This is a genomic window from Campylobacter sp. CNRCH_2014_2849 (assembly GCF_025772845.1).
GTDB classification, from domain to species: Bacteria; Campylobacterota; Campylobacteria; order Campylobacterales; family Campylobacteraceae; genus Campylobacter_D; species Campylobacter_D lari_D.
Map to the genome: position 1 here is coordinate 1 of NZ_JAKMSW010000008.1, position 25,683 is coordinate 25,683.

Here is a 25,683-nt window from a genome sequence, read left to right on the forward strand (position 1 = left end):
AGAGAGTTAAATTTTAGTAAAACACAAAACAAGTGATACTATAACTTTAACCAAGTAATTCCATAGCATCTTTGTATACACTAACTAGCGAAGCTAAAGTAACAAAAGCACCGATAATTAATTTTTTCTTTTATTCTCTTTTATTTTTTCCTTTTTATCTTCTTATTGATTTTGTTCAATATGTAAAATATCAACAAGATTTTCTATCTGGATTTTAAGTTCTTGATGTTGCTCTAAAATATTATAATAATGAAATATAATTTTCCATATTGTGTGTTTTTGTTGGTAGTTATAATGTATTGGGTTGCTAAAAAAATATTTCAAATTAAAAACATAAAAATCTTTTTTAATATCAATAACATCATGGTAGTTTTCTTTATCTATGATACTTGAAGTCAAATTCAAATAATACTCCATTTTCTCACGATAAGCCAAAGAAAGTGCAAACATAGTCATTGTATCTTTAAATTTACTTTCACAATTGTTAAATTTAGCCTGAAACAAAAAGCCTTTTTCTGAAAACACAACTTTAATATCTGGATTATCATAACAATTTGATTTATCTATTTTTAATGTAAAACTACCTCTTAATAGTTGCGATATTTTACCATCATTCATATTTTCATCAGTATAAGCAACTATATAATCTATCACGCTTTTTTAAATTGACAATACTCTTGGCCTACGAAAACTCCATCTTTTATACATATATCAAAAATTTTATATATTAGTATTGTACCTTTGACATAATTTTGGTCTTCTATATTGGTATAAATTTCTAAATTTTGTGCCAAAAAGATATGAAAAAAATCCTTTAGCCTTGTATCTTTTTTAAATTTATCCTTGCAAAAATTTTCGATAATTTTAACTTGATATATATTTACCATGATATCTTCCTAATATTTGCAATATATTTTAATTTAAAATATTATTATTGTGCAACTAAAAATAAATTATATATAGGTTTTCATATTTGAGTAAAATCTAAATTAGTGGTGCGGATGAAAGGACTTGAAATATATAACTAAAAATAAACATCTGTATTACAATATTTTTATAGTAGTTACCTTTTATAAGTTACCTTTTTTATGCAGCCATATTAATCTCTATTTCTTATAAAACTTAAATAGTTTTTGAAAATTACACTTTTCAAACTTTTTTATATTTATATAAGCACCAAAGCCTTATTTTGCGATATTTTAACAAAATGTCTTTTAAGTCTTTTTGAAGTATTTTAAGTTTATTTAGCTTAAATTGAATGTTTCACGGATTTTTGGTTTAAGTTTTCTTGCTTTTTTAAGCATTTTTGGTTTGAAACTTAAATGTGTTTTTTTCTAAAGCTTAAAAGTAATTTTTAAAAGTTTGGTAGGTTTTCTTTCTAAATACCTAAGATAATAATTAAATCTTTTTATTTATCTATTTTGTAAGGTATTACATAGCCTTTAAAAATAAAATCTCTTTCTCTTTCATCATTAAAGGCTAAAGACTTTATAGGATTTGCACTATATCCACTAACTAAAATTAGCACTTCTCTTTTTGGCAAGCGGTAACACTTGCAAGACTGCTTATTTTGTGGGTTTTGGTAGGTGTCTCCAAATTTGGATATACCCTCTTCAACCACTTTTAGTTATTATAACTCATTTTATTTTATATGCCTTTAAAAGAAAGCTATTTAATTTTAAATACCTTGCAAAGCTATACAGTTTTTTTAACACCTAGATTAAACTTAGGGGTTTAATGTTGATAAGGAAGTAATTTAACTTACACTCTTTTATATTTAAAGGTTAAAAGATGACCTAATTAATAGTTAGCTCATCAGCAAAATGCCCTTTTTATCGTATTCTTATCGTATAACATTTTCTTAAAGATTGCTTAATACAATGTAGTTTTTTTGGATATTTTAAAGCTTGTTTATAGTGTAGTAGTGTAGATATTATCTACATCATAAGATGTATGAGTTTAACTCACACACCTTTTATTTTTATCTTCTTCCAACATTTCTCTTAATATTCTTTCTTCTTGTATTTGGTGTATTTTCTCAAGATCTTCAAAACTAAACTCTTTGCCTAGCTCATCTTTTACAATACCTTTATAAGCGCTTTCACGCTGACTTACATTATAAAGACAATTATCTTGCTCAATTGTAATATCTTTTATATTATCAAGCATTGCCATAATCATATCTTTTATATCGCAAATACTTGCCTCATTATCAAACATTACACAAGACTTAACATCGCCTTTATTATCTAAATCACTCAAAAACACATCTAAAAAGTATTTAAGACCATTTATCTTGCCATCTAAGCAACTCATTCTACAATAACTTACATTTTCCATTTTTATCCTTTTGTATTGCTTCAAATTAATTATTTATGAAATTTTACATTAAATATTATTAATTATAACTTAATTAATACACTTTTTATTATTTAAAGTTAATAAAAGATTATTTAATTATAATAAATAATTATTTTATATAGAAAGGTTAAAAATGGAAGTGGGCGAATTTGAAAAACTTCTAAAACAAGCAGGATTAACTAAAAAAGAGTTTGCAAAACTAACTAATATGAACTATAACAGCGTTGTGAATTGGGGTACTAAAAATACATATGCGAAGTGGGTAGAACCTTTTTTAAACTATTACATCAAAGCAAAAAAATATGATGAATTAACACAAGCTTTAAAAGGTAACTAATAAACAAAAATAAAGGTTAAATTATGACTAATATAGAATTTGAGAGTATTTTAAAAAAATACAACCTAACTAAAAAAGAGTTTGCCTCTCTTTGTGACTTACCTTACCAAACACTTATGAATTGGAAGCAAAGCGATAAAACGCCTTCTTGGGTTAAATCTTGGCTTGAAAACTACATCAAAGCACAAAAATACAATAAAATCAAAGACTTAATAAAAGATGATATGTAGAAAAGGTTTTAGATGAAATTTCAAAATCTATAAAACCTTTTATAAGATAAATATTGAACATAAATAATTAAAAATAATATTTTTGTTGTTTTATGTAAAATTACATTTTATTGCACATTTTTGCTCTTTTGTGCAAAATTACATTTTATTGTACATTTTTGTTGTTTTCATATATAATATACTTTTTATTATAATTGTGATATAATTAACACAAGTAAAAAGAATTGTGAAACTTATTATGTAGTTAGGTTTTAGACTTCTCTTTAGGAGATTTGGCTCTTTATCTTTAGTTAGAGAGTTACCCCGCTTAGTGCGGGGATATTATATTTTTAGTTATTTTTTCTTTTATCTTTTCTAAATCTTCTTTTTTGATTTTACCATTATAGTGACTTACTATTCTTTTTGTATCAAAAGACCTTATTTGAGATAGTAATGCAACTTGATTTTTATTTTTACTATCTATAAAGTGATGGTAAAGATAACCTGTCTTGTTTGCTATTTTGCTCGATAATGGTATTCCTATGAAAAGATTAATATAATTTGGAATATAAATTTTATTTAAAACCAACACAGGTCTTTTAAAATCACTATGCTTTCCATAAACCTCACTTCCTATATTTTGACCTACTTGAACCCAATAAATTTTTCCTATGCTTATTTTTTTATTTTCTTTTAAATGTATTTCTTTCTTTTTTTTATTCCATTTATTAAACTTATCATCATAATTTATCAAAAAAAGCTCCTTTGAAAGTATAATTTTACTTATTTTTACTTCCAAAATAATTAATTTTATTTTTAGCTTTGTAAGAAAACTATGTCTTAGTGCTTGTGTGTTGGAATTATTCTTTTAATATAATCAATTTAAAAGGCATTTATAGCTTAATAAACACTATGTATATTTTTTCAGCAAATAGGTTTAAAAGCAGATGTTTTTTATAACATAAATTTGTAAAAATGATAAATATTTTTTATAATTAAAAACTAGCAAGGTATAAAAATATTCTGTGAAACATTTTATAAGCACTTCTTATTATAAAGCAATTATAATCAATTATAAAAACAGCATTTATAATTGGTGCAAATACCTATATAATAGGGCTTTACTTCCACTTTTCATAGCAAAAGCTATTATAATTGATATAAATACCTATTTTACCATGATTTGAAGATATAATCTTTATCAATTATAAATCTTTTCTATTTGTGTCTATATTTCACACATTTTTACTAAAAAACATATCTTTTGCTAGGGACTTAGACATTTTATTTATAATTGAGCCTTTTAAGTGCTTTAAATACCTATATAATAATGCTTTGCTTCAATTATAATAGCTATTTTAGAAAAAATGCTTATAAACCATTATTTTATAGGGATTTAATCAATTATAATAGCCTTTTTTATAATTGCTTATAATTGAATTATAATTGAAAAAAATGTTTCACAGAAAAAAAGAATGCAATTATAATTAAAAAATAATATTTTTTTATTAAAAATAATAAGAATATAAAAGTATAAAATATGTTAAATCAATCAAAGCTGTTTTAAACGATTTTTGTTTTTTTATTTTATATTAGTAAAAATACTTTTCGCATTTAATGGATATTTTTATTAATCAAAGCTACATAGGTTAAACCTACATAGCTTAAAAAACTAAGTAGCTTTATTCAGTAAATAAAGTTTGTGTAGCGTTTATTTCTATGCCATTAATGATAGTTTTGTTCTCTTTTAAAGGCATATAGTATTTTAATGCTTTTCCGCCCGTGCTTCTTGATTTTTCTAAGATTTCATAATATAGCATTTTCCCATTTTCTAGCTTTTTAATGGCATAAGTATCAGTCTTTGCTTTTCCTAAAAGTTCTAACAAATCCCCTTGCAAAATCTCCCCTCTTTGCTCTATGATTTTCTGAGCCTTTAAAAGAAAGTTTGTATCAGCTTCATTTACAAGCTTTTCTACTTTTAAATCAAGAGTTTTTAGGTCTATATCTATTTTTAGAGGATGAGGTAGAAAGTTCCTTGCTTTTTTGGTTTTTAACTCCATATCTAGCTTTAAACCATCATTATTGCTTGTTTGTATTATAAAAAGATTATCAGTAGCATTTGCAAAATTAACTCCGCCTATAAAATCATTTTCTACACTTTTTCCTTTATGATGAATAAATAAAAAAGTCCCACCGCTTTTATGGCTTATTTTTTTGATTATTTTCATAAACTCAGCTACTTTTTTATTATCATTCATATCGCCTTTAAAGAAATTAAAAAGACTATCAAAAACAACAAAACAATCAGATAAACTGCCTTTTTGTGCTAAAGGTTCCAAATACCTTTTAACAATAAAATCAAAATCTACATCTATTTCATCATCTCCATACTCCAAAGAATTGCTAGTTTGTATATAATTAAAATCTGCATAATCTAAAAAGCAACACCCTTTTATTTGCATTGTTTCTTTAATCCTGCTTTTAATGGTTATTTTGCTATTATCTCCATCAAAATAAACAATCTTTTTAACCTTATCAAACTCCAATAAATACTTACAAATAGCAAGACTTAAAAATGTTTTTCCTTTATTGGCTTCACTAATTAAAAAACTAATACTACCTTTATCTAAAAAATTATCTATCAAAGATATAAAATCAACATTAGTTAAGTCTTTATTTCTTATAGCCCATATTGTTAAATCTATAAAATCAGCATTTTTAATATTTTGTGGTAAAATACTATTCGGACTACTTGTTATTTTTTTAATATCTTTAAAAGCATCAAAGTTGAGTTTTGCATCTTGACTTTGACTTTTAAATCTATCCATTTTTATTCCTTTCTAAAAAGCTTAAGCCTTTCATAAAATAACTTTTAAAATACTTTTGTGCAAAAGCCAAAAAGGTATTTAGCTCCTTTCTGTCTTTCTCATAATCTTTTTTTAATTCTTTCATTAAATAAACTATAAAATCCACAAAATCAGCATTTTTACACTCATCATAATTAAGAACAGAAAAACTATTTAACACACTTGGTTTTAACTTTGCTAACTCTTTTAAAAGACCTAAATTGGCATTAAAACTACTTTCATCGTTCTCAACAACAAAATATAAAAGTTTCCCATCTATGAAGTTCAAAAGCTCATTTATTTGCTCGTGTGTTTGTATATGCTTCATCGTGCTATCGCTTTGAAAGCAAATCGCATTTACACCTAAAAGCTCACTGATGATTATTTCTTTTATGCCACTAAATATAAAGCAACAATCTTTTAGCAATCCATTTTCTTTAGCTTTTACAAACTTTATAAACTTAGCATTGCTTCCTTTTAGTTTAAACCATTTTATTGTCTTATCTTTGACTATTTTTTCTTTTATAGCTATGCTCTTAATCTCACCTTTATCTCTTAAGATAAGTGCTAAGCTTTTGTCGTTTTTAGAAAATCCAAAGTATTCATTTATGATATTTTCAAACTCATTTATTTTTACAAAATCTAATATTTTGCATAAATCCATAAAAAGCCTAAAATTACCAAAAAAGGTTTTATCTAATAATTCATTTCTCAAAATATCATCATAGTATAAGTTATAATCAGCCTGTAAAGAATAAGCCATATTTTTTAAATAGCTATCATCTTTTGCAACTTCTTTTATAGGTTTAAAGCTATCCACCTTTTGCGTTGGTAATTTATGAAAATCAACAAAGACCTCTAAAGCTTCTTTTGTGCTAATATTTTCTTTAAAAACTATAAAATCAATCACATCTCCACTAAAACTGCCGTTAAAATCAGTTATTAAGCTTGTGTTTTGTTTGATTTTAAGACTTGTGTTGTGTTTTTCATTACCACTTCTATCAAAACTTAACCCATAGCGGTATAGCAAGAAGTTGGTTACAAAATGGTAATTTTTTGTATATGATTTTACCTCATCATTAAAAAGGCTTACACTCATTATAAAGCCTTTAATTCATAGTGTGACTTCTAAACCACTCATCAAGTCTAGCTTTATCATAAAATACTTTTTTACCTATTTTAATATAAGGAATTTTGTTTTGCATTCTATATTTGTTTTGTGTTTCTTTGCTTAGATTATAAAGCGTAACTACCTCTTGTATAGTTAAAAAATCTTTGTTTGTATTGTTTTCCATTTTCTATCCTTTTAAAATTATTTATGGAGTTCATAAAGCCTTTAAAAGAAATAGATAAGTTAAATTACAATACAATTCTTTTAAGGGCTTAAACTAAAGCTCTTATAATGAAATTGTGCGTTTTAATCTTGTTTGCAGACCTGTTAAAACGCACTTACTTGAAAGCCTTTTAAAACTTTTCAAGTTCCATTAAATTAAAAAACATTCTTTTGAATATTTACGAAGTATTCTAGCAGTTTTTGAAGTATTTTACCTTAATGTAGATTTGTTACCATTTGCAACTATTTTTATTTTCTTATATTTCTTTTATTTCGCCTTTTTTTATAAGAAACAATTTTAAACTTAAATTACTAGCGATATTTTTCTAAAAAGTAACAAAAATTTTACTCATATTTTCTATTTTTTTCATAACAAGCTAATATCTTTAAAGGTTTTTAATATATGCCTTAGCTGAAATAGCTAAAAAAGCACTGCGTGATAAGCCCATTTTCTTAGAATAAAAATCTATCTCATCTATAAGACTATTTTTAAAGTGATAGCTAGGTTCTTACTTTTATCATTTTGCATAGGTTCAGGTATAAACTCGTTTTTTTCTAAAGCTTCTTCTAAATAACAAGCAAAAGCATTTTTTAAATCTTCTATTGCTTCATTTGGTGTTTTCCCATCTCCTGCCATTAAAACAAGTTTATTTAGCTCTTTATCATCAAATTATGCAAAATAATCTCCATCTTCAAGTCTTACCAAATTAATCTTATAAGGTAAGTTCAAATAATAATTTATATCTTTTTTCATTTTTCTTAAACTTATGATGACTTCCCTTAATGCTAACAAGTTTATAACCATACCAACTTAAAAGCTTTTCTATATTGGCAAAACTTGCATTTTTAGGGTTATTTTCTAGTTCTTTAATTAACTTTTCTTTATTACTCATATATGTATTATATAGAATTATCTTAAAGCATTTTAAAGCCTTATAAGGTATTTTATATTTTATTAAGTATTTGTGTTTTATAATTTTTTTTACATTCAAAAAAAAAGGGGGGGGGGCTCAACCCCTACTTAATATAATCTAACAAATCTTTATTTATTCCACAAATTAAATCATTCAAAAATTCTTCTATTTTATCAGGCATTAGACCTATGTTTGTTCCTTTTTCTTTTGTGCTTATGCGTGGATATAGTTTATTATTATTTTCTCTAAGCTTTAAAAGATTTTCAAAATGACAAGCTCTATTTCTTAGAGTATGTAACAAGTTTAAAACAATATTAACCTTATCTATATTATCAAAACCTTGTTTTGTGTTTTTATAAATAAAAAAGTTTCTATTGCTAGGACTATACTTTCTAAAATCAAAAGTCTTTAACTCTAAAATCTTGTTTTGCACCTTATAAGATACGATTAATTTAGCTACCACACCTAAGCTAAGGCGTGACAATATTTGATGAGGTTCTAAACTTTCTTTGTCTTTAAACTCATTTATTTTTGCCAGTAAAAAAGGATTATCGCTTATTTTATCCACTCTTTGCATTTAAAGCTTAGTTCATAATCTAACGCATTTCTTATATAAATCTCAAGTATAGCTATTTTAGGAATTATCTTAGATATTAATTTTAAGTTCTCAAAATGCTCGTTTATATCTTTGTAATACTCTAATCTTTGTTTTGAAAAGATAAACTCTAAATCTTGCATTTATTCTTCTTGTAATTTCTTTAAAGCCTCGTTAGCTTTTTGACTTGCCTTAAGTGTATCATTAGTTGCATAAATGTTTATAGTGCTTAAGTCTCTATGCCCCAAAGTCCCGCTAATTACTGCAGGATTAACTCCATTTTGTATTAGCAAAGTAGCTTTTATATGCCTTGAAAAATGAGGCGTCCATTCTCTTACACCGCTAAGCTCTCTTATTTTAATTTCTTGTCTTGCTAAGTTTGATATTTTTTTACCACTAACACTAGAAACAAAGACTAAGCCTTTATCTTGTTTAACCTCATCTTTTAAAGCTTTTAAAGCCTTATAACACTCATCATCTAAGGCATACTCTTGTGCTTCGCCGTTTTTTGTTTTTGGTAAAAATATAGTTTTTCTTTCTAAATCTACATTTTACCAAAGAAGACTTAAAACCTCATCCCTACGCCTACCACTATGTATAAGTAAAAACAAAGCCTTATAAAGTGAATTGTCTTTGTATAGTTCTAAAATAGCATTTAAAATAGCTTCATATTTGCCTTTAGGGTTGGTAACAAGCTTTTTATTTTGCACCTTATCAAGTTTTAAACCTAGAGTAACATTTTCATTAATCCATTTGTTTTTTATAGCATACTTAATCATAGGGTTTAAAACTTCTTTAATGGCTCTATTATATGTTTTTGGCTCTAATCCTTTATTTTTCATATCATTATAAAACTCTTGCACCTTATAAAGCGTAAGTTCATCTAAATGTATATTTCCTAAAGGTTCTAAAATATGATTATTAAAAATGCTTATTAAGTTTCTAATGTGGCCTTTGTGTTGCTCGTTTAAATCTTTAATATTATAATTAGCTTTTATAAAGACCTCAAAAAGGTTTTTTATTAAAATACTAGAGTTTAAAGTATAAGTAGCACTAAAAAGCTTTTTAAACTCGTTTTCATATTCTTTAGCTCTTGCAAGTGCTATTCTTATATATTCGTTTTCATTCCAAGTAGGGCGTAAGGGGATAGTGAAAGCGTGTTGTTTTTCTTTACCGCCGTTTTGCATTCTAAATAAAAAGGCGTTGATTTTATTTTTGTGTCTTTTTAGATGTGTTCCTTTTCCTATGGATATATTATAATCCTTTCTATCAATCGCCATTTTTAACCTTGTATTTTTGCTGTATTATAGCGTATTTAAAAGCCCTATAAACTTAATTAAATTATTATAGGTTACCTTTGCTTTAAGGTTAAAGCCAAAATTGACCTTTTTTACCGCAAAACTTAAATGAATGAAAAGGACTATTTTTTAACTATCCTTTCATCCGGTTACTTTAAAAAGTTACCTGCTAAAAGGTTACCTTTTTGAAATAACTCGAAATGATACAATAGGACTTCAAAGACTTCAGCGTAATTTAAGTATAATTGCTCAAACTATGGTAAAATAGGGTTTTAAGTGGTGCGGATGAAAGGACTTGAACCTTCACGCATTACTGCACCAGATCCTAAGTCTGGCGTGTCTGCCAATTTCACCACATCCGCAAAAGTGGTACGCTCAAGAGGATTCGAACCTCTGACCTACGGCTTAGAAGGCCGTTGCTCTATCCAGCTGAGCTATGAGCGCAAAAAAATAAAAGTAACAATAGGCTTATGGTGCGCCCGATAGGAATCGAACCCATAACCTACAGATCCGAAGTCTGTCGCTCTATCCAGTTGAGCTACGAGCGCTGATGGGGTGAGTGATGGGAATCGAACCCACGACCCTCAGGACCACAATCTGATGCTCTAACCGACTGAGCTACACTCACCATTTATAAAAATGGTCGGGGTGAAAGGATTCGAACCTTCGGCCCCTTGGTCCCAAACCAAGTGCGCTAACCAGACTGCGCTACACCCCGATGTATAAAAATAAAGCGTTATTTTACATAAAAAAATATTAAAAGTCAAGATAAACAAGAATATTTAGCATAAAAAATGCTAAATATTTTAAGAATTATTTGTTTGTTTTTTTTGTGAAATAATGTTTAAAATTTCAACTACCAAAGAAAAGGCCATAGCTACATAAATATAGGCCTTATCTATATGAATATCAAAACTTTCACATACTAAAACAAAACCTATCATTACTAAAAATGCCAAAGCTAAAATTTTAATGCTTGGATATTTTTCTACAAAATCTGCAATTGGCTTAGAAGCAAAAAGCATTACTAATACTGCAATAATAACAGCAATAATCATAATCTCTATATCTTGAGCAATACCCACAGCAGTAATAACACTATCTAGAGAAAATACTATATCTATCACAGCTATTTCAGCAACTACAATCCAAAGTTTATTGCTGATTTTTATATTACTTTGACTTTCCTCTTGATGTGTTATACTTTCTTTGATTTCTTTGATAGATTTAACTATCAAAAACAAACCTCCAAGCAAAAGCACCAAATCCCTACCTGAAATTTCATTGCCTAATATACTAAATAAAGGTGTAACAAGTTTCATAACCCAAAACAAAGACAATAACAATAAAATTCTAGTAATCATCGCAAAAGCAAGGCCTAAAACTCTACCCTTATCTCTATGTTCTGGTGGTAATTTAGAAACCAAAATAGCCAAGAAAATGATATTATCAATCCCTAGCACAATCTCTAAAGCTGTAAGCGTAAGCAACACTACCCACGCATCCACACTAAAAATCCACTCAAACATTTAACTTCCTTAAAATAAAAAGCGTAATTATAATGATAAAAAATTAATCATTTTCAAAAATTTCAACAATAGTTGCAGGTAAAATTTCATACTCTAATTTATGAATTTTATCTTCAAATTCTTCAAAGCTTAGTTTAGCTTTTTCAAACGCCTTTTGAGCAATGATTTTACCACCATCAAGCTCTTCATTAACCCAATGCACGCTAACACCCGCAACTTTCATATCGCTCTCATAACTTTCTTTGATAGCATGAGCACCTTTAAATAAAGGAAGCAAAGAAGGATGAAGATTAACAGCTTTTATATTTTGAGTGAAAATAGGACTTAAAATTCGCATAAATCCTGCTAAGATGGTCAGATCTGCTTGACTTTCTTTTATAATTTTTACTAATTCTGCATCAAATTCTTCTCTTGAAGTAAATTTTTCATGCTCTATAATTTGAGTATTAAGGTTATATTTTAAAGCTCTTTGTATACCATAAGCTTCTTTTTTATTGCACACGCATAAAACCACTTCAAAGGTATTTTTACCAAAAGTTTTTTTATGTAATTTTGCTAAAATATTTTCCAAATTACTTCCATTACCACTAAATAAAATTGCTAATTTTATAAGCATTTTAACCCCTTTATCAATTTTAAAGCATCAAAACTAATTTTGTTTTTCTTATAATTTTTAGCTACTAAAGCATGAGCTAATACTGCATTTTTAGCAGCTTCTAAAGCATTAAATTTAGCTCCAAGCAAAGCTGCTATCATACCACTTAACACATCCCCACTTCCACCTTTTGCTAAAGCTTCATTGCCACAATTTACTATAAAAAATTTTTCTTTTTGAGCAATAATAGGATTAGCTCCTTTTAATACCAAAACACATTGAAATTTAGAACTAAACTTTCTTGCATAAAAAAAGCGTTTGTTTTGAATTTCTTCTACGCTTATATCCTCATTAAAACAAAGTTTTAAAAGCATACAAAATTCTTTAGGATGAGGGGTTAAAACAACATCTTCTCTAGCAAGATATGAAAGTAAATTTTCACTTTGAAAGCAATTTGCGTCTAAAACTAAAGGAATGTTTTTTAATCTTTCATCTTTTAAAATACTTAAATCATCAAGTCCCATACCTATAGCAGCTGCATTTATTTTGCTTTCAATATCATCTTTTAGCACAATCAAAGGTGAAAAACTTTCTTTAGCCACTAAAGATACAAGTCCTGCTCCAAATTCTAAAGCACCAAGTCCTGCTAGAGTACCTGCACTTTTATTTGCAAAAATATAAATATGGCCAAAATCGCCTTTATTTGAGTTAATCTTTTTTGTAATAAGTTTTAAATCTTTTTTTTCTAGTAAAAAACTTGAAGTATTTTGCATATAAGGTTTTAAACCCAAATTCGCAATTTTAATTTTACCTGCAAATTCTTTTGCAAAATCTTCTAATAAAATTTCTTTAATCACTCCCATGCAAAGAGTGTAATCAGCCTTAAAACATAGCTCTTGTCCAAGCCCGCTAGGAACATCACAAGCTATTTTTAAAGCCTTACTTTTAGCAATTTTTTTAAAAATTCTTTGCAAATTTTCATCTAAAGCTTTATTTAAACCACTCCCAAAAACACAATCAACAATGATGTCAAAATCTTTAAATTTAGGTTCTTTTTTTAAAAATTTAAAACCTATATTTTTTAAAATTTGCTCTTGCTTGATAAACATTGTATTTTTTTTATATGGCATAACAAAAGCAAAAGCTTTTTTTAAATGCCTTATAGCCACAAGTCCATCAGCTCCATTTCCACCAGTACCGAGCAAAAATAAAATTTTGGCATTTTTTATGTTTTTACTTTTTTTCTTAATCAAATTTGCAAGCTCTATGCCTGCATTTTCCATCATTAAAAACTCATCCAAACCTTTTTCAATAAGTTTTTTTTCATAAGAAATATTATCTTTAAATACTGCTTTCATCGCTCATCTCACATTTTATAAATTTTTGAGTTTTAGCGCCTAGCTCTTTAAGCTTTATCACTCTTGAAGCGATATTTCCACTTCCATGAGTAAGCTTTGTTTGCATATTATCTACATTTGTGTTTAATCTTTTAACATTTTCTTTGATTTTTTCAAAATCATCCAAAACGCCTGCAAATTTATCATGAAATTTACCCAGTTCATCAAAAGCTTTTAAGATATTTTCATTACTTTGTATATTTTTCCATGAAATATTTATAGTATTTAATGCCATAAAAAGAGTGTTTGGTGTAGTTAAATAAACCTTTTTTTTGTAAGCGTATTGATAAATTTCAAGATCTACATTTAAAATCAAATCTAGAATATTTTGATAAGGTATAAAAAGCAAAACAAACTCATAAGTGTGTTTATCATACTGCATATAAGGCTTTTTAGCTAACTCATCAATCCTTGATTTTAGATTATAAGCCAAATCAAGACAGGCATTTTTACTAATATCTTCAAAACTAAAATCACTTGGTAGAGAAAATTTTGCATCTATAACTATACTTTTTTGTTTATCTAAAAACACAACCGCATCAGGAATGTAAGTTTTACCCTCATCTTGAAATCTCTCTTGCAATTTATACTGCACACCCTCTACTAAACCACTATTTTCTAAAACTGATTTTAGTTGTAATTCTGCAAAATTACCACGAATTTTTTTATCTCCTTTTAAAATTTTAGCTAGCTTATCTGCATTTTCTCCCATATTTTGACTAAATTTAAACATATGATCAATTTGTGTTTTAATGCTAACTTCATTTTGACTGAGTTTTTCACTATATTCTTTAACACTTTTTTTCACAGGCAAGAAAATTTCTTCTAAGATTTTTTTTGTATCTTCATTGAGCATAAGTTTGTTTTGATTTAAAATACTAGCATTTTGTTTTTGGAAATTTTGCTCTAGCTCTTGTTTTAATCCCGCCAAACTTTGTTTATATTTTTCTTCTAATTTTATTAAGGTTTGAGTGTATTCTTCTTTTAAATTTGCACGCTCTTTTAAATGCATATTTAAAAGTTCTTGTTGAGTTTGTTCTTTTTGTGCTAATTTTGCCTCTAAAGCTTCATTTTTAGATAAATACGATATTTTTTCATCTAAAAGTTTGGAATTTTTTTCCATAAGTGCAGTTTTTTCAAACTCTAAATTAGAAAGTTGATTTTGCAAAGTCATATTGTTTTGATTTAAAAATTCTAACTTTACTTTTTCTTTCTGACTTTTAAATACCACCCATACAAAAGCTAAAATTACAACAGCCAAAAAAGCTATTAAGATATTTTCCATTTTTAAGCCTTTGCTTTTTCAAGGAAATAAATATTTTTCTCATTTGCTTCTTTAAATTGTTTCATCTTTGGTAAAAGTTCTTTCATCAAAGCTTTGAAATTTTTAAAGCCGAAATTTTGTGGAATAAAATTTGCATGTTTTCTGTTCATATTGGTACGAATTTGAGCATATTCTGCGCGACCTTTTTCTTCTATCAAAGCCTCTGCGATATTGATTAAATCTTTGATATATTCTTTTTCAATTATGACTTTTGTTTTTGATTTATCTTGATCTAAATAAAAGAATTCACTAAAGGAATTCACATAAGATTTTACAGCTTGCTTTAAACCCATGCCTATAACTTGTTTTTTATTTTCTTTTAGCTTCTGTATCAAACTAGTATAATCACTATCGCTTGATACAATAACAAAAATATCAATATCTTTTTCATAAAAAACACTCATAATATCAGTAATTAAATACATATCACTTGAATTTTTATTAGCTAAAAAATTAAATTGTTGCATAGCAATGATAGAATATTGTGCGATTTGTTCTTTCCAATTTTGTATATTTTTTTGAGTCCAATCTCCATAAATTCGCTTTATAACAATTTCTCCATAATCAGAAGCAATACCAAAAATCGATTTTGCGTATTTTGAAGGAATATTTTCCGCATCTATAAAAATTGCTATGCTTTTATTTTCCATTTTTGCTCCTAAATATTTCTCATTCTAAAACTTAATGCTTTTAAAATATGAGTTTTTAAAATCAACTCACTTTGCTCTAAATCTGCAATGGTTCTTGCTACTTTTATAGTTTTATTTACCCCTCTTTGAGAAAGATTATATGAATTTATAGCCTTTTGCAAAATTTCATTAGCAGAAGACTCTAAAATACAAAATTGTTTCATCTGCTCATCATTTAATTTAGCATTAAACTCTTCTTGCTGTCTTTGTTTTTGAAATAAAAATCCTTTAAATACCATCTCGCTCATTTGCTCTGATGTTAAACTCATTTTATCCTTATATGAAATTTCATCCATAGCTACATAAAGATCAATTCTGTCTAAAATTGGAGATGAAATTTTGTTTTTATATTTTTTTATTTCTATTTCTTGACAACGACAATTTTGATTTTTAGAAAATAAATTTCCACAAGGACAAGGATTTTGCGCACAAGCAAATAAAAATTTAGTTTCATAAATCACTTTGGTATTAACTCTTGAAATAAGAATTTTAAAATCCTCTAATGGCTCTCTTAAACTTTCTATGATTTGTTTTGAAAAATGAGGAAACTCATCAAAAAATAAAACTCCTCCATTTGCAAGTGCTATTTCTCCTATCTTGGCATTTTTAGTTCCTCCGCCAAAAATACTAGCTCTAGTACTTGTATGATGAGGACTTCTAAAAACCCTACTAGCGCTAAAATCATCATCTAAAGAATTTAATGACTTATAAGCGTTTTGAGCTAAAATTTCTTTCAAGCTTTGCGGTGGCATGATAAAAGGAAGTCTTTTAGCACACATACTTTTACCGCTACCTGGACTACCTTCAAATAAAATATTATGCATTCCTAAAGCTGCTATTATACAAGCAAATTTAGCATTTTCTTGGCCTTTAACTTCCTTAAAATCATAAGGAAAGCTAGTGTTTTTTATATATTTTTCCCCATTAAATTTTATAGCATTTTCAAATAAAGGATGCGCATTGCATATATGATAATTCTCATATTTTTTTTCTTTAAAAAAATCTACAGCCTGGGCTAAATTTTCTAAAGCATAAATTGTTAAATTAGGTATCATTGAAGCTTTTTGTGCTATGGCTTTTGGTACTACTACTTTAGCATTTTGTATTTTTGTACTTAAAAAAAGCAAGATAGAAAATAAACTAGCAGTGCTTTTTATACTCCCATCTAATCCAAGTTCTCCAAAAACAAAAAAATCATCTAAAATTTCTTTTTGAAATAAAATCAAAATTGCAATAGCTAAGTCAAAATGAGAACCATTTTTAGGAATATCCGAAGGACTTAAGTTGATAGTAATTTTTTGTGCTGGAAAGCTAAAATTCTGACTTAACAAAGTTGCTTTAATTCTTTCAGTGCTTTCTTTGATGGTAGAGTTTGCAAGACCCACTATGCTAAAGCCTGGCAAACCTCTTGTGAAAGTTGATTCTACATCGATGATATCAAGTTCTGTAGAAAAACTTGCACATTTTAGCTTTTTCATTTATTCTTTTTGGATTTTTTCTTAAAGTCTTTATCAAATTTTTGACGCTTTAAAAAAGAAAGTTTTTCTATAAATAAATGTCCATCAAGATGATCAACTTCATGTTGGATAGCCACTGCTAAAAAATCATGTGCTTGCAAACTTTGTGGCTTTCCAAACCTATCTTGATAGTCAAGTTGTATATTTTTATAACGCATTACATCTTCATAAAAACCTGGTATACTTAAACAACCCTCATTACAAGAAATTCTTTCATCATCTAAAGGTGTTATAATGGGATTGATGATTTCTAAAAGAGTTTGTTTGTCTTCTTTTTGCTCACCTTCTTCATCACCAATATCTACAAGTAAAGCTCTAATTGGCACATCAACTTGGATAGCTGCCAAACCTACACCTTTATTAGCTATCATTGTTTCATACATATCATCTAAAAGTACATGTAAATCTTTATCAAAATTTTCTACTTTTTTTGATTCTAAAAATAATCTTGGATTAGGATAGGTAATTATCTTTCTTATCATTTTTCTTTTTCCACTATTACAAAAGGTTCTAAATTTTTTCCCGAGTCTTTTAAAGCTTCAATGCATTTTTCTATTAATTCTTCACCTTTGCTGTCACTATTAACTGTACTAATAGCAACCTCCACATCTGCCTCTATTTCTTTATCTGCTAAGAAAAAATTTGAATTTTCTAAGGATTCTAAAATTTTATTGCATATTTCTTGTGCTTTTTCTAAATTAGTATGAGAGATCATTATAGCAAAAATATTATTTCCACAATGTGCTACTATATCACTTGAAGAAACATTTTTACTAAAAATTTTACAAACACTTTTTAAAAAGGCATTTTTCTCTTTTTGAGTATAAGTTTGCTCTAAAATTTCCTCTTTTACTCTAAAGAATATCAAAGAGGTATAATAATTATATTTAGCATTACTCTCTATGCTTTTTTCCAAATTTTCTAAAAAATATTTTTTATTAAAAACTCCAAATTTAGAGTCAAAATCACTCTGCTCTTCTATATGTTTATAAGTCTGTCTAACCTCATCAAAATTTTCTTTAATCTCATCTGAATACTTATCTAAAATGCTAGAAAATCTTGAAAGGTCTGTTTCAAGGGCATGGATTACATTAGAAACAGCTAAATTTCCTGTACTAATAGCAAGTTCTGAATTACGCCTTTTTAGCATATCTTTAACTGTTTCAAGATGCCTATAAATCATGGCAATATATTGCAATAATGCCGAAGTAGAATTAAAACTTTTCTTTATTTCTTGTTCTATATTTGCACGCTTAAGACCATCATCATTTTGCTCAAATTCCATAATCTCACCAACTTTTTTCTTAAAAGCTCCTGGACGCTCTTCAAGCATTTTTTGAAAATAAACCCCATAATTAGTAGGAGTTGGAGGCACATTATCTTTTACAAGTTCAGTTAAAATAGATTTCGCAAATTTCTCAAATTCGCCTCCACTAATTTTTTGAATTTTTGGAGCTTCTTTGGCTGGAGTTGGATCGCTATTTAAATTTAAATCAGCAAATAAATCATCATCTAGCATTGCTTTGTTTCCTTATTTAAAACTTTTTTCCAAAACCTTATCGATTAAGCCATATTCCTTAGCCTCTATAGCACTCATAAAAAAATCTCTATCGGTATCTTTTTCTATTTTAGAAAGTTTTTGATTAGTATTTTTTGCCAAAATATCATTTAAAATCGCTTTTAATCTTAGAATTTCTTTTGCCTGAATTTCTATATCTGTTGCTTGTCCTCTTGCACCACCTAGTGGTTGGTGGATCATAATTCTTGAATTTGGCAGAGCAAATCTTTTCCCTGGAGCACCACAACTAAGCAAAAATGCACCCATAGAAGCAGCTTGACCAATACAAATAGTACTTACATCAGCTTTAATATAATTCATCGTATCATAAATACTAAATCCACTTGTCACAACCCCACCTGGTGAGTTAATATAAAGATAAATATCCTTTTGAGGATCTTCAGCTTCTAAAAACAAAAGCTGTGCCACGATAGAAGCAGCAAGATCATCATTGATCTCACCACTTAGCATGATAATCCTATCTTTTAAAAGTCTTGAGTATATATCATAACTTCTTTCGCCTCTGCTTGTTTTTTCAACTACATAGGGTATATATGAACTCATTATTTTTCACTTTCTTTTTCGGTTTTCTTTTTATCATTTTTTTTAAAAATATCAGCAAAAAGTTTTTCTTCAATTAAAGACATTTTAATGGCAGGTAATGCACCTTGCTTTTTATAATTATCTAAATGTTCTTGTGGGTTAAAACCATATCTATAAGCTTCAAAATAAATTGCTTGGATTAATTCTTGATCGCTTACTGTAACATTTCTAAGTTTTGCTAGCTCGTCTATAATGAAAGTTAATTTTACGCTTTTTTGCGCATCTTCTTTGAAACTCTCTCTTTTTTCTTTATATTTAGCCTCATCTTTAAATTCTTTTAATTCCTCTTCGCTTAAAGTTCTTAAAGAGCTTCTAAATTGCATATCTGTTTCTTGCTCTACTATATTTCTTGGCAAAACAAAGTCAAACTTAGCTACTAAAGCTTCTGCAAATTGATTTTTAAGCTCATCATTAATAAGTTTAAAGATTTTTTCATTTTTTAGTTGTTCTTTTAATTTTGCGTCTAATTTTTCAACACTTGGCTCTTTTTCTTCAGGAAGTAAGTTTTTTAAAAGCTCTTCATTTAATTCAGGTAATTTAAGTTCTTGAATTTCATGAATTTTTACTTTAAATACCGCATCTTTTCCTGCTAAATGTGCTGCACCATATTCTTTTGGAAAAGTTACATTAATATCTTTTTCCTCACCTGCTTTTAAACCAATCATACCTTCTTCAAATCCTGGTATAAATTGTTTTGAACCAATCTCTAAAACATAATTTTGAGCTTTTCCGCCATCAAAAGCTTTACCATCAACAAAACCCTCAAAATCAAATTTAGCAAAATCGCCTTCTTTTAAAGCCCTTGTCTCTTTAATCGTTTCAGGAGTAGCAAATCTTTTTAATAATTCTTCTTTTTTTGCATCAATTTCTTTTTGAGTTACTTTTGGTGTATTATAAGTTGGAATTAGTTCTTCATATCCATCTAATTTTACTTCTGGCTTAAAAGATAATACCATTTGAGCTTCAATATCGCCATCTTTTCTATCAAATTTTTCAAAATATGGCTCACCTACTAAATCTTTAGCCTCTTTTTTAACTTCTTTTAAAGCACCATCTACAGCATTTCTTAAAAGATCTTGCTCCGCATCTCTTGTAAGCTCTTTTTCATATCTTTTAAGTATAGCAGCAACAGGAACTTTTCCTGCTCTAAAACCATCCATTTTCATAGTTTTAGACGCTTTTTTAGCTAATTTTTCAACTTCTGCTTTAATAGCTCCTTGAGCAATTTTCACAGTAGCATTTGCATTTGCAAAATCAATTAGTTTTGCTGTAACTTCCATAATATTTTCCCTTTTTAAATAAAATTTCTTGATAATATACCAAAATTTTCCTTATCACTTTATATAAAAATAAAAATATGTTAAAATTTTAATTTTTGATGGAGAAAAAATGCAAGAAAAATTTGAACAATCAGTAAAAAATATGTTAGAAATTATCGGGGAAAATCCGCAAAGAGAAGGACTTTTAAAAACCCCTACAAGAGTTTTTAAAGCTTTTGAATTTTTAAATAGTGGTTATAAACAAGATCCAAAACAAATACTAAATGATGCCTTATTTGAAAGCTCAAACAACGAAATGGTTTTAGTAAGAGATATAGAATTTTATAGTCTTTGCGAGCATCATCTTTTACCTTTTTTTGGGCGCGTACATGTTGCGTATATACCGGATAAAAAAGTCGTAGGTCTTAGTAAAATTCCACGCCTTGTGGAAGTTTTTGCAAGACGCTTGCAAATTCAAGAACAACTCACAGAACAAATCGCAGAATCTTTAATGGAACATGTAGGTGCAAAAGGTGTTGGAGTAGTTATTGAAGCAAGACACATGTGTGTTGAAATGCGTGGGGTGCAAAAAGCAAATTCTACTACTAGCACTTCAGCACTAAGAGGTAGCTTTTTAAAAAGTGAAAAAACAAGAAAAGAATTTTTCACTTTAATTAACTCGGCAAAACAGGTTAGATTTTAATGGGTTTAGAAAAACTTCGTAGTAAAATTGCTTCACAAAATCTTGCTAGTGTTTTTGGTCAGATTACTAAAATTTCAAGTACTAGTATAGAAATAAATGGCTTAAAAACTAGCATAGGTGATATCATTAAAATAGTTTCTAGTGAAGATGAGAGTAAAGAAGCTATGGCTATGGTGGTAGAAGTAGATGAAAATTTAAGCTATTTGAGTCCTTTTGGTTTTGTGGAAGGTTTTAAAATAGGCGATCGTGCTTTTATTAACGATGCAGGTATGCAAATAGGAGTTAGTGATGAACTTTTAGGAAGAGTAGTCGATCCTTTTATGCGACCAAAAGATGGTAAAGGACCTATTGAGGCAAGTAAATTTATGCCTATTATGCGAGCACCTATTGATGCAATGAAGCGAGGTTTGATAGAAGAAGTTTTTCCAGTAGGTGTTAAAACAATAGATGCACTTTTAACTTGCGGGGTAGGACAAAAGCTTGGGATTTTTGCAGGAAGTGGGGTTGGTAAATCAACTCTTATGGGTATGATAGTGAAAAATTCCAAAGCTCCTATTAAAGTTATAGCTTTAATAGGAGAGCGCGGTAGAGAAATTCCTGAATTTATACAAAAAAATCTTGGTGGTAAACTTGATGATACTGTCATCATCGTTGCAACAAGTGATGATAGCGCGCTGATGAGAAAATACGGAGCATTTTGTGCTATGAGTGTGGCTGAATATTTTAAAGAACAAGGTAAAGATGTGTTATTTATCATGGATAGCGTAACGCGTTTTGCTATGGCTCAAAGAGAAATAGGTCTTGCCCTAGGTGAACCACCTACAACAAAAGGTTATCCGCCAAGCGTTTTAAGTCTTTTACCTCAGCTTATGGAAAGAACAGGAAAGGAAGAAGGTAAAGGCACCATAACAGCTTTTTTTACCGTGTTGGTTGATGGGGATGATATGAGTGATCCAATAGCTGATCAAAGCAGATCTATCCTAGATGGGCATATAGTGCTTAGTCGCGAACTCACTGACTTTGGAATTTATCCACCTATAAATATACAAAATTCAGCCTCAAGGGTTATGGGGGATATTATCAGTGATGAACATAAGCTAGCTGCTAGAAAATTTAAGCGTTTAAATTCTTTGCTTAAAGAAAATGAAGTGCTATTGCGTATTGGTGCTTATCAAAAAGGCACCGATAAAGAACTCGATCAAGCTATTGCTAAAAAAGATTTTATGCAGCAATTTTTAAGTCAAAATCCTGAAGAAAGTTTTGAATTTGAAGATACGATTAATATGCTTAAGATGATTGATACATAATAGTTGGAATATTTTTTGCTTTTTTTGATAAAAAAGTCATGAAAAAAGGATAGATCATGTCAAATATAGCATTTTTAGATCATCAACAAAGCTTAGGTTTAAAATATACCGATATTTGTCAAAATATTTTTGAAAGAGAAATTTTTACACATATGTTTTTAGAATGCATAAGTTTTGTTTTACTAGAAGATAAAGCAAAATTAAAATATTTAAAAATTATCGCTTCAAAAGAAGATTTTATAATCGAATTTAAAATCAATAATCAAAAAAAATCTTTTATTATTAATAATAAAAAAGTTCTAAATGAAGAATTCAGTGCAAAAAGAATGACTCAAGATGAATATGAAAGAGAAGTGGCGAGAATTTATCAAATCGAAAGATATTTAAAAGCCCAAAATAATCTTCAAAATTTTTCTAATGAAATTAGCACTACAATGAAAAATCTTTTTAAAGATATGGATGAATTTAAAAATTATATCGATATGCTTGAAGCAAAAGAAAACACCCACAATCATTACTTATCAAAAATTTATAATATAGCTTAATATTTACCAAACTTTGCCGATAATACCTTTGATCCAAACAAAAGGAGTATGTTATGGGCGAAGTTACAAACAATCAAGCAAACTTAATGCTTAACATTGCAACTACTATGATGAAAAAAACCATAGAAGTTAATGAAAATGCAGTAATGCAAGTACTTGAAGGCGTAAATGCAAACCCTGCTCCAACTACTACTCCTACTGCTAGTTCAGGATTACTTGACATTTACGCTTAAAATTTTTCTCTTCAATTCAAAAATTTTGGCATAGCTTTTGCTTTTTAAAAGTTAAGCAATATTTTTGAAGAGAAGAGTTATGTTTGTAAATTCTAATGTTAATCCGTATCAGAATTTTGCAAATTATCCTTTTGCAAAAACTGGACACATAGAAGAAAAAAAAGAAAATACTAATATTAAAAGTGATTTACTTGATATCAATGGTTCTAATTTGGACTATAAAATTACTTATGCAAGTGAATTTGGTTTTAGAATCAATGAGCAAGGTTTTTTTGAAAAAGATCTTAATAAAGCAGCTGCTTTGCCTCTTGATTATGATATTAATATAAAAAGTATAAGAGAAATTTCAAAACAACTTATAAAGCTTGATGAGAATTTAAATTATAACAAAATAGATTTACCAAGACTTTTAAACACTTATCACAACACATTAAAAACTATAAATCCACAGTTTCAAAACAATGACAATGATTTTTTAAGTAAAGCTCAAATTTCAGAGTTAAATCAAGGTTATAGTTATACTTATGAGGGTAAAATTTTAAAAGTTTATGAAAATGCTAAAAATTTACAAAATGCAAAAGAATCAAATAAAAATTTAAACACCTTAATGCTTGATAATAAAATAGGTGATTTTGCGTTTAACGCAAGCATAGAAAATACAGCTAGTAATCCTGTTATCAAACCTTATTTAAATAAACAAGGGGAGGTTTCTAAAAGTGGATTGCTGCTCAATTATATTTATCATGATTTAAAAGAACAAAATCACAATAAAGCTAATTTTTTTCTATCGCCTATTGAGTTGGATATGTCCTCTAGTGTAAATTTTCAAAAACTCATGAGAGGTCAAATGAGTATGCAAGATTATATTAATGAAAACAACAAAGAAAAAATGAGTTTTGATTTATATTTATATATCAATGGAGTAGATAAAAACAACACTTCAGAAGATAAGCTTTCAGTTTTCTTTCAACAATATATTAACTATCAACATAGCATTAACATGAAAGAATTTGCCAATTCAAGTTCTATTTATAGTCTTTATAGCGAGCAAGTTAGTAAAGAAATTGAAGTTTTAAAAGAAGAATTCAATCAAAACAATCCTAATATTGATCTTGAAAAAATCAATACTCAAAAAGAACTTTTAGATACTCAATTTTTAGAAAATAGAAAAAAACAAGCTAGTATTAACAAAATTTTACATTCTTATTTAAATGCTATGGCTTAACTTGTGCTAAAATAATAATGTAAATTATTACACAAGTTAAAAACTTACTTGATTTAATATTAAATTTAATATTTTAGTGTATATTAACAAAAAAGATAAAAATTATCCTAATTAAAGGAGTATAATTTGAAAGTATATTTAGATAACAACGCAACAACACAACTTGCACCAGAAGCTTACGAGCTTATGAAGCCTTTTTTAAAAGAGCATTTTGGAAACCCAAATAGCCTTCATCAATGGGGTAGTGCAACCCATCCTGCCTTAAAAGAAGCTATGGATAAACTTTATATAGGTGTAGGAGCAAGTGATTTAGATGATATTATTATCACTTCCTGTGCTACAGAAAGTATCAATTGGGTGTTAAAAGGTGTGTATTTTGATAAAATTTTAAATAACGATAGAAATGAAGTAATTATTTCTAGCGTGGAACATCCCGCAGTAGCTGCTAGTGCTATGTTTTTAAAATCTTTAGGGGTAAAAGTTATAGAACTTGGTGTTGATTATGAGGGTGTTTCTAGCGTAAAAGATTTAAAAGAAGTTATTTCAGATAAAACTGCCCTAGTGAGTATTATGTGGGCAAATAATGAAACTGGTATGATTTTTCCTATAGAAGAAATGGCTCAAATTACTCATGAATACGGAGCGTTATTCCATACTGATGCAACCCAAGCTGTTGGGAAAATCAAAGTTAATTTTGCAAAAGCTGGAGTTGATTTTGCTTCATTTTCTGCACATAAATTCCATGGTCCAAAAGGAGTTGGTGGGCTTTATATTAAAAAAGATATAGAACTAACTCCACTTTTACATGGTGGTGAGCATATGGGTGGCAGAAGAAGTGGAACTTTAAATGTGCCATATATTATAGCAATGGCAGAAGCTTTAAGAATTGCAAATACTATGCTTGACTTTGAAAATTCACACATTAGAAGATTAAGAGACAAACTAGAAGATTTAATTTTAGCAATGCCTGATACAAGCGTAGTTGGAGATAGATCAAGAAGAGTTCCAAATACAATTTTAGCAAGCATTAAAGGCGTAGAAGGTGAAGCTATGCTTTGGGATTTAAATAAAAATGGCATAGCAGCAAGCACTGGATCAGCCTGCGCTAGTGAAGCACTTGAGAGCAACCCTATCATGGAAGCAATTGGTGCTGAAAATGATTTAGCTCATACTGCCCTAAGACTTTCTTTATCTAGATTTAACACAGAAGATGAAATTGATTATACAGCAGAGCAGATAAAAAAAGCAACGCAAAGACTTAGAGCAATCTCAAGTACTTATGCGTATAAGCCTGAAAATATTTAAA

29 protein-coding genes, 5 tRNA genes and 3 pseudogenes are annotated in these 25,683 nt (G+C 28.1%); 8 read left to right on the plus strand and 29 right to left on the minus strand.

Annotated elements, in window-relative coordinates:
* Positions 1-162: 162 nt before the first annotated feature.
* The 4 genes and pseudogenes from L8X33_RS06365 to L8X33_RS06380 all read right to left on the minus strand — a co-directional run bounded on the left by L8X33_RS06365 (position 163) and on the right by L8X33_RS06380 (position 2,340).
* Positions 163-654 carry a hypothetical protein gene (locus L8X33_RS06365; RefSeq protein WP_263666693.1) on the minus strand — a complete coding sequence of 164 codons (492 nt, stop codon included), beginning with the start codon at positions 652-654 and terminating at the stop codon, positions 163-165.
* Entirely contained in the window at positions 651-887 is a 237-nt protein-coding gene (locus tag L8X33_RS06370) for a hypothetical protein (protein ID WP_263666692.1), read from the minus strand. Before L8X33_RS06370 ends, L8X33_RS06365 begins: the two co-directional genes overlap by 4 nt.
* A gap of 521 nt (positions 888-1,408) precedes the next feature.
* A pseudogene (locus L8X33_RS06375) lies at positions 1,409-1,489 on the minus strand (type II toxin-antitoxin system RelE/ParE family toxin); the annotation flags it as partial.
* 470 nt (positions 1,490-1,959) lie between these two features.
* Positions 1,960-2,340 (minus strand): hypothetical protein, encoded by a 381-nt coding sequence (locus L8X33_RS06380; RefSeq protein ID WP_263670263.1) that lies wholly within the window; start codon positions 2,338-2,340, stop codon positions 1,960-1,962.
* A gap of 154 nt (positions 2,341-2,494) precedes the next feature.
* Here L8X33_RS06380 and L8X33_RS06385 point away from each other — a divergent pair, with 154 nt between their 5' ends.
* Positions 2,495-2,698, plus strand: coding sequence for a hypothetical protein (locus L8X33_RS06385; RefSeq protein WP_039642399.1), 204 nt, complete (start codon positions 2,495-2,497; stop codon positions 2,696-2,698).
* Between the two features lie 23 nt (positions 2,699-2,721).
* The gene (locus L8X33_RS06390) at positions 2,722-2,928 is read left to right on the plus strand and encodes an XRE family transcriptional regulator (RefSeq protein WP_263670266.1); all 207 of its coding nucleotides are present in this window, start codon (positions 2,722-2,724) and stop codon (positions 2,926-2,928) included.
* Positions 2,929-3,235: 307 nt separating this feature from the next.
* On the opposite strand, the gene L8X33_RS06395 is transcribed toward L8X33_RS06390, so the two are convergent.
* The 25 genes and pseudogenes from L8X33_RS06395 to tig form a co-directional block, all read right to left on the minus strand.
* On the minus strand, positions 3,236-3,661 hold the full coding sequence (locus tag L8X33_RS06395; RefSeq protein WP_263670268.1) for a type II toxin-antitoxin system PemK/MazF family toxin: 426 nt from the start codon (positions 3,659-3,661) through the stop codon (positions 3,236-3,238).
* Positions 3,662-4,589: 928 nt separating this feature from the next.
* Positions 4,590-5,735 carry an AAA family ATPase gene (locus L8X33_RS06400; RefSeq protein ID WP_263670270.1) on the minus strand — a complete coding sequence of 382 codons (1,146 nt, stop codon included), beginning with the start codon at positions 5,733-5,735 and terminating at the stop codon, positions 4,590-4,592.
* Positions 5,728-6,852 carry a hypothetical protein gene (locus tag L8X33_RS06405; RefSeq protein ID WP_263670271.1) on the minus strand — a complete coding sequence of 375 codons (1,125 nt, stop codon included), beginning with the start codon at positions 6,850-6,852 and terminating at the stop codon, positions 5,728-5,730. The genes L8X33_RS06400 and L8X33_RS06405 overlap by 8 nt, the downstream gene beginning before the upstream one ends.
* A 10-nt stretch (positions 6,853-6,862) precedes the next feature.
* Positions 6,863-7,048, minus strand: a complete 186-nt coding sequence (locus L8X33_RS06410; RefSeq protein WP_039642406.1) for a helix-turn-helix domain-containing protein — start codon at positions 7,046-7,048, stop codon at positions 6,863-6,865.
* Between the two features lie 424 nt (positions 7,049-7,472).
* A pseudogene (locus L8X33_RS08715) lies at positions 7,473-7,840 on the minus strand (type II toxin-antitoxin system HicB family antitoxin).
* Positions 7,800-7,979, minus strand: a complete 180-nt coding sequence (locus tag L8X33_RS06420; protein WP_258108018.1) for a type II toxin-antitoxin system HicA family toxin — start codon at positions 7,977-7,979, stop codon at positions 7,800-7,802. The pseudogene L8X33_RS08715 and the gene L8X33_RS06420 overlap by 41 nt, the downstream one beginning before the upstream one ends.
* A 124-nt stretch (positions 7,980-8,103) precedes the next feature.
* Positions 8,104-8,577 (minus strand): hypothetical protein, encoded by a 474-nt coding sequence (locus L8X33_RS06425; protein WP_263670275.1) that lies wholly within the window; start codon positions 8,575-8,577, stop codon positions 8,104-8,106.
* Positions 8,556-8,738 (minus strand): hypothetical protein, encoded by a 183-nt coding sequence (locus tag L8X33_RS06430; RefSeq protein ID WP_263670277.1) that lies wholly within the window; start codon positions 8,736-8,738, stop codon positions 8,556-8,558. The genes L8X33_RS06425 and L8X33_RS06430 overlap by 22 nt, the downstream gene beginning before the upstream one ends.
* Positions 8,739-9,134, minus strand: a pseudogene (locus L8X33_RS06435) (tyrosine-type recombinase/integrase); the annotation flags it as partial.
* A gap of 12 nt (positions 9,135-9,146) precedes the next feature.
* Positions 9,147-9,875, minus strand: a complete 729-nt coding sequence (locus tag L8X33_RS06440) for a phage integrase SAM-like domain-containing protein (RefSeq protein WP_263670278.1) — start codon at positions 9,873-9,875, stop codon at positions 9,147-9,149.
* A gap of 295 nt (positions 9,876-10,170) precedes the next feature.
* A tRNA-Leu gene (locus tag L8X33_RS06445) sits at positions 10,171-10,255 on the minus strand.
* 5 nt (positions 10,256-10,260) lie between these two features.
* Positions 10,261-10,337, minus strand: a tRNA-Arg gene (locus L8X33_RS06450).
* A gap of 27 nt (positions 10,338-10,364) precedes the next feature.
* Positions 10,365-10,441: transfer RNA gene (locus tag L8X33_RS06455), tRNA-Arg, on the minus strand.
* Between the two features lie 3 nt (positions 10,442-10,444).
* Positions 10,445-10,521, minus strand: a tRNA-His gene (locus L8X33_RS06460).
* Between the two features lie 12 nt (positions 10,522-10,533).
* Positions 10,534-10,611 (minus strand) — tRNA-Pro (locus tag L8X33_RS06465).
* A gap of 88 nt (positions 10,612-10,699) precedes the next feature.
* Complete coding sequence (locus L8X33_RS06470) at positions 10,700-11,422, minus strand: TerC family protein (RefSeq protein WP_263666675.1); 723 nt, start codon at positions 11,420-11,422, stop codon at positions 10,700-10,702.
* 43 nt (positions 11,423-11,465) lie between these two features.
* Positions 11,466-12,038, minus strand: a complete 573-nt coding sequence (gene purN / locus L8X33_RS06475) for a phosphoribosylglycinamide formyltransferase (RefSeq protein ID WP_263666674.1) — start codon at positions 12,036-12,038, stop codon at positions 11,466-11,468.
* Entirely contained in the window at positions 12,029-13,375 is a 1,347-nt protein-coding gene (locus tag L8X33_RS06480; protein WP_263666673.1) for an NAD(P)H-hydrate dehydratase, read from the minus strand. Before L8X33_RS06480 ends, purN begins: the two co-directional genes overlap by 10 nt.
* Positions 13,359-14,699 carry a DNA recombination protein RmuC gene (gene rmuC, locus L8X33_RS06485; RefSeq protein ID WP_263666672.1) on the minus strand — a complete coding sequence of 447 codons (1,341 nt, stop codon included), beginning with the start codon at positions 14,697-14,699 and terminating at the stop codon, positions 13,359-13,361. Before rmuC ends, L8X33_RS06480 begins: the two co-directional genes overlap by 17 nt.
* A gap of 2 nt (positions 14,700-14,701) precedes the next feature.
* Positions 14,702-15,388 (minus strand): NYN domain-containing protein, encoded by a 687-nt coding sequence (locus L8X33_RS06490; protein WP_133318989.1) that lies wholly within the window; start codon positions 15,386-15,388, stop codon positions 14,702-14,704.
* An 8-nt stretch (positions 15,389-15,396) separates the two neighbouring features.
* Positions 15,397-16,905, minus strand: a complete 1,509-nt coding sequence (locus L8X33_RS06495; RefSeq protein WP_133318990.1) for a YifB family Mg chelatase-like AAA ATPase — start codon at positions 16,903-16,905, stop codon at positions 15,397-15,399.
* On the minus strand, positions 16,902-17,426 hold the full coding sequence (gene def / locus L8X33_RS06500) for a peptide deformylase (RefSeq protein ID WP_263666670.1): 525 nt from the start codon (positions 17,424-17,426) through the stop codon (positions 16,902-16,904). The genes L8X33_RS06495 and def overlap by 4 nt, the downstream gene beginning before the upstream one ends.
* Positions 17,423-18,463, minus strand: coding sequence for a GGDEF domain-containing protein (locus L8X33_RS06505; RefSeq protein WP_263670282.1), 1,041 nt, complete (start codon positions 18,461-18,463; stop codon positions 17,423-17,425). The genes def and L8X33_RS06505 overlap by 4 nt, the downstream gene beginning before the upstream one ends.
* 12 nt (positions 18,464-18,475) lie before the next feature.
* Complete coding sequence (gene clpP / locus L8X33_RS06510) at positions 18,476-19,066, minus strand: ATP-dependent Clp endopeptidase proteolytic subunit ClpP (protein ID WP_220566471.1); 591 nt, start codon at positions 19,064-19,066, stop codon at positions 18,476-18,478.
* On the minus strand, positions 19,066-20,385 hold the full coding sequence (tig, locus tag L8X33_RS06515; RefSeq protein ID WP_220566470.1) for a trigger factor: 1,320 nt from the start codon (positions 20,383-20,385) through the stop codon (positions 19,066-19,068). The genes clpP and tig overlap by 1 nt, the downstream gene beginning before the upstream one ends.
* Positions 20,386-20,494: 109 nt before the next feature.
* On the opposite strand from tig, the gene folE reads away from it, so the two are divergent.
* From folE to L8X33_RS06545, 6 genes are all read left to right on the plus strand, one after another.
* Positions 20,495-21,067, plus strand: coding sequence for a GTP cyclohydrolase I FolE (gene folE, locus L8X33_RS06520; RefSeq protein WP_133318995.1), 573 nt, complete (start codon positions 20,495-20,497; stop codon positions 21,065-21,067).
* Positions 21,067-22,374 carry a flagellar protein export ATPase FliI gene (gene fliI, locus L8X33_RS06525; RefSeq protein WP_220566469.1) on the plus strand — a complete coding sequence of 436 codons (1,308 nt, stop codon included), beginning with the start codon at positions 21,067-21,069 and terminating at the stop codon, positions 22,372-22,374. The genes folE and fliI overlap by 1 nt, the downstream gene beginning before the upstream one ends.
* 56 nt (positions 22,375-22,430) lie before the next feature.
* The gene (locus L8X33_RS06530) at positions 22,431-22,919 is read left to right on the plus strand and encodes a hypothetical protein (RefSeq protein ID WP_133318996.1); all 489 of its coding nucleotides are present in this window, start codon (positions 22,431-22,433) and stop codon (positions 22,917-22,919) included.
* Between the two features lie 53 nt (positions 22,920-22,972).
* The gene (locus L8X33_RS06535) at positions 22,973-23,152 is read left to right on the plus strand and encodes a putative motility protein (RefSeq protein WP_133318997.1); all 180 of its coding nucleotides are present in this window, start codon (positions 22,973-22,975) and stop codon (positions 23,150-23,152) included.
* A 79-nt stretch (positions 23,153-23,231) separates the two neighbouring features.
* A complete protein-coding gene (locus L8X33_RS06540; protein WP_133319187.1) occupies positions 23,232-24,377 on the plus strand; it encodes a hypothetical protein in 1,146 nt (381 codons plus the stop codon).
* Positions 24,378-24,503: 126 nt separating this feature from the next.
* Positions 24,504-25,682 carry a NifS family cysteine desulfurase gene (locus L8X33_RS06545; protein WP_263659576.1) on the plus strand — a complete coding sequence of 393 codons (1,179 nt, stop codon included), beginning with the start codon at positions 24,504-24,506 and terminating at the stop codon, positions 25,680-25,682.
* Position 25,683: the final 1 nt, after the last annotated feature.